Genomic DNA, 10,195 nt, shown 5'->3' on the forward strand with positions numbered 1-10,195 from the left:
ACAGTGAAGAACAGCAAAGGGAAATAGACGTCATTGACAATCCGATTCCTTTTGCCCCTCTATGGGGACCGGATGTTCTCGTCACCAACGAGTGTGATTTGACCTCACGCGCGGACATAGGATTCGATTACGACTCGGACGGATATCTTTACGTGGTTCTCACTACGAGCAATGCGACGAACGATTCTGTTAAAGTTTACCGTTCGACCGACAGAGGCCTCACATGGGTAAACATTTACACGCTGTGGTTTTCAATATCCAATCCGGTCCGTTTTTTAGATTTTGATATCAGGGTCAGCAAGAACGACGCGACGCCCGACATGTATTTCGCTTGGATAGATTCGTCTTATACGACGAATACAAGAAGATTCTGGTTCGGAAAAATCCCTGTCGATGGTTCGGCTCCGACCTGGTATGAATTCGACAGTACTGTGGTTCAGACCAGCAACCTCAGAAATCTCGACATGGACATAAATGAAACCGCTGATCCCTATGTAGTGATTACTTACGTGAATAATGAAATTCAGTGGAGATCGGCGTTATCTCTCGATCAAGGGATAACATGGACGTATTACTATCATTCAAGTAATGCAAACGCGGAATATCCATCTTGCACTTTCAGCGATGAGACGCATTCCCATGTTGCTGCGGTTTGGGGGGGCAGCTATAACGACGGCATAAGATTGAGAAACGGAGCCATATCGGGAGGCTATTCCTATGTCTGGCTAAACGATACTTCAGACTATACAGCAAAATCGCAGCTTTTCATATCAGCAGACAAAACAGCTTCGAATCCGAACAACCGGATAGTCGCAGTCTGGAGATACAATTCAGGGACAGATTCTAGAATTTATCAGAATATAAGCACTGATGCCGGCACTAACTGGCAAGGAGAACAAATTCACACACTCGTCGGTGATGTCCAATCGGCAAATCCTTTCATCAGATTCGGACAAAGCAACTTTGCCCTTTTCACCGCTCTTGATTATCAATTCACAGATGATTCTCTTTTTGTCTGTTACTACAGAACTTCTGACGATTCATGGGGGGGGGTAAATATTATCCCAACGACTACCGCCCTTCGGGACTTCTACCTTCAGTCGGAACTTATGTAACAGCGAATGATATTTCTGGCAGAATAGTAATTTACAGGCAATATGCGACAAATCCAGTATGGTTTGACAGGTGGAATCATTACAATTCCGTCGAAGAACAGCCCTCGGGAACGCTGTCGGATATATCCGCGTCTCTTGTCAAGAATAACGGCTCGGTTACCGTCAGTTTTTCCGTCTCATCCGATGCATGGGTGAACATTGAAGTATATGACGCCCTGGGAAGGAAAGTGAATTCCTTAGCAGACGGGGTCTACTCTTCAGGGAATTCACACCGTTGTATGGAACCTTCAGAACTCTTTTGGGCAGGGTGTAGGAGCCGGCAGGTATTTCATCAAGTTGATGAATGAGGGCAACGTCAAAACCATGCCGGTAGAAATATTTTAAAAAGGGGGCGATTGCCCCCTTTTTATTTCCATCAATAATTTTTGAAATGTTTTCAGAAGATTCAACGCAAGTGCTTTATCGAATTCATTTAGTTGTTTTTCAATGTATCCCATGTCAAAAACGGGATTTTTAAGCAGAATATTCTTTGCATCTTCAATGTCTCTTGGTCGTCCTGAAAAAATCTTGAAAATCAGCAGATCCTCTAATGAAGCATAATTTACGCTGATGCCGTCAATGATTATTCTTTTTGCTCTTTCAATCGCCTTTTTTTCAAACTCCGAATTTGAAAAAATCAAATCAATTTTTATAGCAGTTACCGGGTCGATTAGTGGGAGAACCATTGTCTTATTTACAAACTCAGAGGGATGATCCACCAGGCATTTCAACTCCAGATCCCCTGTTATGGCGAGTATATTTTGAATTTCATTGGTATCAACTCCAAGGGTTACGTCAATATCATTCGTCATTCGGGGTTCACCGTATATCAATACGGCCTGTCCTCCGATGATAATGTAAGGAATGCCGTTTTTTTGAAAGCTTTGAGCTAATCCAAGGATAAGTTTTTTGAACATTTATTTAGAATTGCCGCGATTCTGATGTTTTTTTTTGTGCCTTCTAATAAACTGTCGTTTTTTTCAGCACTTATAAATCTGGTCCAGATGTACATCTCTTCAAATATTTCTAATTTTTTTTCGAAAGGGAGATTTTCTTTTCTACGGAAATCGTCGAGAAATTTTTTGTAAAGATTTGAATTTGAAACCATAAAATATTTTATCATAAATACTGACAAATCAGAACAAGCAAAGAAATCTGCCTGTTCTGATTAAATATCACCAATCAGCCAAATAACGGGCTATTCTTTCTCCAGCTCTGCCGTCCCAGAGTTCTGGGACAACGCCTTTTTTCCATTTTCCGGCGATTATATCAGACACTTTGCTTTTTATGATCGAAAAGTCGAGAGGAACGAGTTCATTTGTGCCTTCTGTCACTGTTATCGGCCTTTCAGTATTCGGTCTGAGGGTCAGGCATGGAACTTTAAAATAAGTCGTCTCTTCCTGGACTCCTCCGGAGTCTGTCAAGACTAATTTCGCGTTTTTTTCAACCTCTATAAACTTGCTGTATTTGAGGGGTTCGGTTAGAATTATATCTTTTTTTAGAAGTTTCTCTTTATACGCGGAGTTTTTAAGTTTTTTCAAAGTTCTCGGATGAACTGGGAAGACGATTTTTATCATGTCCGATAAACCTGTCAGGATGTCAGCGATTATTTTTAAATTTTCTTGGTCGTCGACATTTGATGGCCTGTGTATTGTGACAAGGCAGTATTCTCCTTTTTGCAAATCCATAGAACCAAGGATTTTTCCGTCGAGTTTTCCGGATATATAAACCAGTGAATCTATCATTGGATTTCCAACGAAATAAACCCGCCCGAAGACGTTTTCCTTTTTAAGATTATCCCCTGCGTTTTTGCAGGTTGTGAATAGTATTTCACTGAGTTGATCAGTTACCATTCTGTTTATCTCTTCGGGCATGCTCCTGTCGAAAGATCTAAGACCCGATTCTATATGAGCGGATGGGATTCCAATCTTTGCCGCTGTTATCGCGCATGCCATAGTCGAATTGACATCGCCGGCGACCACTATACTACTGGGTTTGTTTTCGGTGCACCATTTCTCGAATTCGGTCATAACTTTTGAAGTCTGGAATGCATGGCTTCCGCTCCCCGCACCGAGGAAAGCGTCAGGTTTTCGAAGGTCTAATTCTTCGAGAAAAGTTTCGCTCATTGAAAAGTCGTAATGCTGACCGGTGTGGACAAACAGCATATTTTTACCTGTTAGCTTCTCATAAACCTTTAAAACAGGGGCAACTTTCATGAAATTAGGCCTTGCGCCGGCTACAATAGCGATTTTGTCCATTTTTCTCCCTAAAGATTTTTTTGACTATAGCATTGACTATCATACCAATCAACCTTTGTTCTTTGAATGTTAACTTCAATTCCTGTTTAGGTAAAATGTGATATTTTTTTGGATAACCTGCTTAAATTCTAAAAATTAAACGGTCGTCATTAACAATGAATTGAATGCTTATTTATAGTATTTGTAATGGAGATGTTTTCAGCATAAAATTAGAACAAAACACAAGGAGATGGTCATGAAAACAATTTTATCATTTCTGGCCTTGGTGTTTTTTACAGTATGCCTCTTAAGTTCAGCAACTTACTATGTTGACGGAGACGATCCTTCGGCAAGTAATTCCAACCCGGGAACATTGAATTTGCCGTGGTTGACCATTCAGCATGCATCTGAGCAAATGGTAGCCGGAGATACTGTTTTTATTAGAGCTGCAGTTTACCAGGAAAATGTAATTACGACCAACAGCGGCAACACAAATGACGGACCAATAGTTTTCGTGAACTATCCAGGTGAGAATTTTGTGCTCGATGGAACTTCAGTTGGAAACAGCACTGGATTGCGGGTATTTAACTCCTACATTACAATAGAAGGATGGGAGATATCAAACTGGTCTGACAATGGCGTCTGGATGAGTGGAGCAAGTCATGTTACTTTTAAAAACTGTAAAGTTCACGATGTTTTTTACGGAATCGGCATTTCAGACTCCAGCCATGATTTTCTTCTCGACCATGTCGAAACTTACAATTTCACTTTATACGGTGTTGATGTCTCTCCGGGCACTGGTTCATGCTACAACGGGACATTTTTAAATTGCATTTCCCGCAATGGACGAGATCCCCAGCAGAATGTAGATGGTTTTGCTCTCGGACACGGTGATCAGCACGACTTCGTTTTCAGCAACTGCACAACATACGATGTCTATGATGGCTTTGATATAAGCTCACGCAAATCTACACTCAACTCTTGTCTGGCTTATAATTGTTGGAACGGAGGATATAAATTGTGGCAGGACTCCGTCTCATTGGTAAATTGCATAGGTTTTGGTTCTGTCGGTTCAAATGTAGAACTCGACTGGAGCGGCTCTCCGACGACGACAGAAATTGTCAATTGCACGTTTTTTGGAGCCGGAACATATACCGTATGGGTTGAAAACCAAAACGACACTCTTCGAATGTATAATACAATTCTTGCCGGCGGAGATAACATCGGTTTGTCTTTTGAGCAGTATAGCACCGCCAATTACTTCGGAGATTATAACCTGTTCCACAACAACGACCAATCCCGCGCGATTTCGGTCGCCTACACCGACGAATTTTCTTTGACGGATATTGCAAACGGACTCTGGACAACTTACTCAGGGCAGGATTCTCATTCCATTGTCGTCTATGACGCCGCGAATATATTTGTCGATATGGTTCTTCATAATTTTCACCTTCTATCTTCCAGCCCTGCAATTGACAGCGCTTCTCCCGCATACGCTCCATCCTGGGACTTCGACGGAAACCCTCGACCTTTCGGCACCGGTTTCGATATCGGCGCGTATGAATATCAAGGTGTCGGAGTTGATGAGATTCAAAGATCGACAACCCTAAGAAGTATAGTTTTTCTTGTTCAAAACGAATCTCTGAAATTGAGTTTTAGTTTATTAAAAAAAGCTCAGGTCGATTTAGATATTTTCAGCATAGATGGACGAAAATTATCTAACCCGATATCTGGTGAATTAAATCCCGGTGAGTACCAATACAATTTCAATACCCATACAATAAACCTCGATTCGCAAGGATTGTATTTTGCTGTTCTCAATATTGGAGGAAAGTGGTTTTTGACGAAAATATTGATCTTGAATTGAACGTCAAAATTATCGTGATACAATTTATGATGTTGGTCAAAAAAATAAATTTATAAAAATACCTCTTGAATGGGTATTGTCAGGAGGAGCGATTAGATCGCTTTATTATTGCCGGACATTTCTGAACTGGTTTAAATCATTAAAAACCGCTAATATATGAAACAATTCATTCTTATTGGTATTGCCTCCGTCCTGTTTACAGTGTCATCCTACCATTTCTTTTTGTATTTTTATGTCAAAAAAAACGGTAAAAGAGATTTGTATTTTGCAATTTCCACTTTCGGAGGGGCTCTTTTTTCATTTTTTGCGTTTTTGATGTCTTCTGGAAAATCTCCCGAGGCGATACTGTGGTTACACAGAATCAGGATGTTGGGCTTGATGATATGCATCTGTGCGTGGGGGTATTGCTTGTATGATATCTATTTCAAAAAAAGTCTGGTCCCGAAAATTTACCTTATTTTCTCGATTTTAATAGCCTTGTCCCTGCCGACAAAAATTTTCCTTTCGCTTCCTGTTGTTGAATACACCGCGAGTTTCTTTTCTGTTGAATTTCATTATTGTTACGCGACGACAAGAATCATGTATTCTGTTTACGCTTTGTCCATACTTGTTTTTTTTATTTATTCACTCTTGCATGTCGCTTTCTGCAAGAAACCCTCGATATCGAGGATATACGGCCTTATGGCTTTTATCCCAGGAGTTATTGGAGGTATAAACGATTTCGCGGTGACACATGGATTCATAAAAAATATATTGATAAGCGAATATCTGGTTTTTGGATTTTTGCTTTCTATTTTTATTCTCTTTCTCAAAAAGGAAAAGGAAGATTATAACACTCTGAAGCATTTGAATTTGAAACTTGAGGAAGAAGTTCAGCAGAGGACCAAAGACCTCAAAAACTCACTTGAAAAGGTCAGGGTTTTAAGCGGAATGCTTCCAATATGCTCCAGGTGCAAAAAAATAAGAGACGACAAAGGTTATTGGAATCAAATCGAAGCTTACATAAGAGATCATTCCGAGGCGGAATTCACCCACAGCCTCTGCCCGGATTGCGCGAAGGAAATATTTCCTGGATTTGAAGATGAATGATCAGCATCGAATTTAAAACAAATGGATTAATCTAAAGGATAATAGAGTGGAAAACGCTTTTGTAGGCAGGCAGAAAGAATTCATAGAGTTGGAAAAATACCTCGAGGAAGCTGTCAACTTCAATGGAAAAGCGGTGTTGATTAAAGGAGAAACAGGGGTGGGTAAAACCACCCTTCTCAAGAAATTTTCAGATTACGTCAGAGAACAAAATTTAAACCTATTGAACGCAAAATCCTACATGGACGACGTAGGGGGATATACGCCATTCATAAGAAGCCTTGAGGATTTTATTGAAGGGCTTGAGTTCCCTCGAAAAACCCTGCAAAGAATTATAAAAAATGACTATGCTGTTTACCTTTCATGTTTGGTCCCGAAAATTAAGGAGATGTTTCCTGTAGAGTATAAAGACGAAGAAAAAATTGGAAACAAAACTTACCTACACTATTCTTATTATGCTTTCATATCAAACCTTTCGAAGCTCAAACCAGTCGTATTGCTGATAGATGACATACAATGGATGAGCAGCGAATCACTGGAACTTTTAAAGTATTTAGTAAGAAGAACGCATGAATCTCCAATACTGATAGTGGCGACTGAAAGAGCATACGGAAATGGCAAAAGCGCCAAATTTTCTGAAAAAGAACTTTTACCTGAAAATTCAGTTCTATTGATTGAACTTAGCAATTTAGCACAAAACGATGTAAAAAAATTTCTGGACGCAAAATTTAAAAGCAATTATTTAAACGATTTTCAGAATTGGCTTTATTCTCTTACAAAGGGGAATCCCCTTTTTGTGGAGAGAATTCTCGAAGTTTTGATAAACAGAAATGTCTTTAAACAGGCAAACGGAGAATGGGTGGTTAGCGAAGAGTACAAGGATTTTCAGATCCCTAAAACCCTTGAAAGTGTTTTAGGCAGTCATCTGTCTGAATTGTCGCCTGTTGAAAAGAAGATTATCGAAAGCGCTTCAGTTATAGGAGAAAATTTCGATCTTTCTATACTAAGAGAACTGCAGAAAACCATGCCTCAGGATCAATTCACTGATACATGCGAAAATCTTAAACACCTCAACCTGCTGACTTACTCAGGAACTTCAGGGGTTTTTTCGCATCCTCTCATCAGGGAGCTGATATACGAGAGGATGAAAATCACTACGAGGCGTGAAACGCACAGAAGACTTGCCTCTATCCTGAAAAGCAATAAATCTCAAAAAGCAGAAATCTCCCGACATTTGACAAAAGATCTTTCCGAGGACGAGATCACAAAAGAGCTGGCGTTATATTTGTACGAGATTTCCGAGAAATTTTTTGAAAACTACGATTACAAACTTGCGTGGGAAAACATTAAAATCGCAAGAGAGATATCATCGAAAACCGACGTTCCGGATGAAAAAAAAGCACTCCTGGAATCCGAATACAATTACATTGCCTGGGTTTTGGGAAAGACGGAATCGAAAAAAACTGACGGAAAAAAACTTCTGAGAGACCTTGAAAAGTACGGATTTACAGAACAAGCGGCAAAATATTGCCGGATGAGGTTTCACAGCAGTCTTTCAGATCAGAATTTTGCCGAGGCGGAGGAATGTCTGAACAAAGCTTTCACTTTTGCCAAAGATAAAAGTGAAATTCACTGGATGCTGTCAGCTGATAAATGTTTGTTTATGAGAAGAAAGGGACTTTTAAATGAGTCGAAAGAATTGTCAAAAAAACTGATTTCTGAAATACCTGAAGACGCCGCGCCGTTATCGTTATACAAAGCCTGCTCAAACATAGGACTTGTCCTGTATCTGAAAGGTCAATACAAAAGCGCCCGTGAATACATTACAAAAGCACTGAACATAGCAAAAAAAAACCGTTTTCTTGATTATATCTCCGAATGTTATTCCAACCTGGGGCTCATAGAAATATCACTTGGCAGACTTGATTCCGCTCTTTCAAACCTGAATATCGCGCTGGAACAGGCGCAATCACTCGATCTGGATCAGTCGATGGGAATCGACCTTTTTTACATGGGAAACTGTTATGAAATTTTAGGCGAGTTGGATATAGCCAGAAGATATTACGAATTTGCTCTGCAAAAGGCGGAAAAAATAGACAATTCAAGATTGTGCGCCTCAATTCAGACTCAAAAGGCGATTCTGCTTGCTGAAAAGGGGGATATCGAAGATGCGGACGCGATTATAAAAAAAATAAATCAGAAAGCCTTGGATAAAGGAGCGCGTTGCGGTTATTTAACCGTAAACGGATTATTATATTTGAAAAAAAACGATTACGATTTGTCTGAAAAATACCTGGATGAAGCACTTAAAACAGCAAAAAAACTCGCGATAAAATCAAGGCAGATAAAAGCGCTTGCGATAAAAAATATATTGTTGTTGAAAAGAAATAAAAAAAAGCAGGCATTGGAAAGTTATGAAAAGACAAGAAAATCAGCTTTGAAGCATAAAGAAAAAATTGTTTTCAAATCTCTGCCAATAGATTTTGGATTAGAGCTTGGGGGAAAAAAGGGTGAAAAGATATTTTTTGAAGGCATGGACATGCTATATGATATAGGAGCCCGGAAAGCTGTCGAAAACCTCATACCCTCGATGAAAAAAGCCGGATTCAAAAACGCGCTAAAAAAAGCGACTGAAAATACATCTGCATTCATGGACCAGAAAATAGAAGTATACACTTTTGGGGGATTGTATGTGAAAAAACCAGGGGAGTATAATTTCGTCTCCTTAAAAGAATGGAAACTTGCAAAATCAAAAGAACTTCTCGCGATGCTGCTGTTATCGTCCTCAGGCTGTAATTACACGAGGGAAATGATGACATCTGAATTGTGGCCTGAGGCGGACATGAAAAAAGGAAGTAATAATTTTCGGGTCGTCCTAAATCAACTTATTAATGTTGTCGGAGAAAAAATCGTTTTGAGAGAAGGCGACACTGTAAAACTTGACAAAGAGAAACTGGATGCGGATTATTTTCGGTTTGAAAAATCATTACTCGACTGGAAATCACAAAAGAGAAAAATCAATTTTTATGCCGCGGAAAAGTCCGCCCTCTTGGCCGCGGAGATATACAAGGGGATTTTCCTACCCGAGTTCTATTTTGAAAAAGCCGTCGAAAAACAGCGCGAACTTCAGGCAAGTATGAGGGAAATATTATTGTGGCTCTCGGAATTAAACCTTCAGAGGCTTGAGCTGAAAAAAGCCGCAGAATTCGCTCAGAGAATGCTGGCAATGGATTCCTGTGACGAACAAGCAGGCAGAATAATCATGCGTTGTATGCTCGGACAAGGAGACAGAATAGGCGCCATAAAGTATTTTGAATTCATGAAAAAATCTTTGAACGAAGAGTATGGAGTGGAACCTAGTTCTGAAACCATCGAACTCTATAAAAAAATTTGTTCCGACAGTGAACGGATTTAATTTTCTAATTTAACGTTTAATTAACGCCTGAAAGTATAATTCTCCTGTAAGTATTTGTTGGCATAATTGCGCTATGCAAGATTGTCATATCAAAAATACAACAAAGGAGAAAACCATGTTGACACTGATGTTTTTGCTCGTCTCCGGCTCGCTGGCGTCTTCACAGTCCGTCTGGACTTTGCTTGAAGAAATGAGCAGTCAGGAAAAGGAAAACTCAATGATAGAGATATTGTTGGGGGAGGGAGCAACGTCTCAGGAAATTCTCTTGAAGGAAGAGATAGAAAATCTCTGGAATGAAGGCGAATACGCCGCGTCAATTTGTCTGTTTCCAATCCTCGGAGAGATGACTGGCGATGGAATCATGGAGATAGTTGTCCAGTGGAAAGAGCCTATTGTCACTCCTCAACCTGACTGGGGAACGGATGCCCTTGTCAGC

9 protein-coding genes are annotated in these 10,195 nt (G+C 39.9%); 6 read left to right on the top strand and 3 right to left on the bottom strand.

Annotated features, from left to right (window positions below; genetic code table 11):
- Positions 1–1,115 (top strand): hypothetical protein (locus JXA84_06765; GenBank protein ID MBN1150902.1); only part of this gene is annotated, 1,115 nt, incomplete at its 5' end.
- Positions 1,043–1,462 carry a hypothetical protein gene (locus JXA84_06770; protein MBN1150903.1) on the top strand — a complete coding sequence of 140 codons (420 nt, stop codon included), beginning with the start codon at positions 1,043–1,045 and terminating at the stop codon, positions 1,460–1,462. The genes JXA84_06765 and JXA84_06770, both read left to right, overlap by 73 nt.
- A gap of 33 nt (positions 1,463–1,495) precedes the next feature.
- Here JXA84_06770 and JXA84_06775 read toward each other — a convergent pair whose 3' ends face one another.
- The 3 genes from JXA84_06775 to wecB are packed head-to-tail and all read right to left on the bottom strand — an operon-like array spanning position 1,496 to position 3,412.
- Entirely contained in the window at positions 1,496–2,071 is a 576-nt protein-coding gene (locus JXA84_06775; protein ID MBN1150904.1) for a nucleotidyltransferase, read from the bottom strand.
- The gene (locus tag JXA84_06780) at positions 2,044–2,277 is read right to left on the bottom strand and encodes a hypothetical protein (protein ID MBN1150905.1); all 234 of its coding nucleotides are present in this window, start codon (positions 2,275–2,277) and stop codon (positions 2,044–2,046) included. The genes JXA84_06775 and JXA84_06780 overlap by 28 nt, the downstream gene beginning before the upstream one ends.
- A 52-nt stretch (positions 2,278–2,329) precedes the next feature.
- Positions 2,330–3,412, bottom strand: a complete 1,083-nt coding sequence (gene wecB, locus JXA84_06785; GenBank protein ID MBN1150906.1) for a UDP-N-acetylglucosamine 2-epimerase (non-hydrolyzing) — start codon at positions 3,410–3,412, stop codon at positions 2,330–2,332.
- 235 nt (positions 3,413–3,647) lie between these two features.
- On the opposite strand from wecB, the gene JXA84_06790 reads away from it, so the two are divergent.
- The 4 genes from JXA84_06790 to JXA84_06805 form a co-directional block, all read left to right on the top strand.
- The gene (locus JXA84_06790; GenBank protein MBN1150907.1) at positions 3,648–5,258 is read left to right on the top strand and encodes a right-handed parallel beta-helix repeat-containing protein; all 1,611 of its coding nucleotides are present in this window, start codon (positions 3,648–3,650) and stop codon (positions 5,256–5,258) included.
- 156 nt (positions 5,259–5,414) lie between these two features.
- Positions 5,415–6,347: a hypothetical protein gene (locus tag JXA84_06795; GenBank protein ID MBN1150908.1), complete on the top strand. Its 933-nt coding sequence runs from the start codon at positions 5,415–5,417 to the stop codon at positions 6,345–6,347.
- A 46-nt stretch (positions 6,348–6,393) separates the two neighbouring features.
- A complete protein-coding gene (locus JXA84_06800) occupies positions 6,394–9,759 on the top strand; it encodes an AAA family ATPase (protein MBN1150909.1) in 3,366 nt (1,121 codons plus the stop codon).
- A 115-nt stretch (positions 9,760–9,874) separates the two neighbouring features.
- The coding region (locus tag JXA84_06805) for a hypothetical protein (protein MBN1150910.1) at positions 9,875–10,195 on the top strand (321 nt) is incomplete at its 3' end.

The sequence above is a fragment of the candidate division WOR-3 bacterium genome (assembly GCA_016926475.1).
GTDB lineage: Bacteria > SDB-A > SDB-A > SDB-A > SDB-A > JAFGIG01.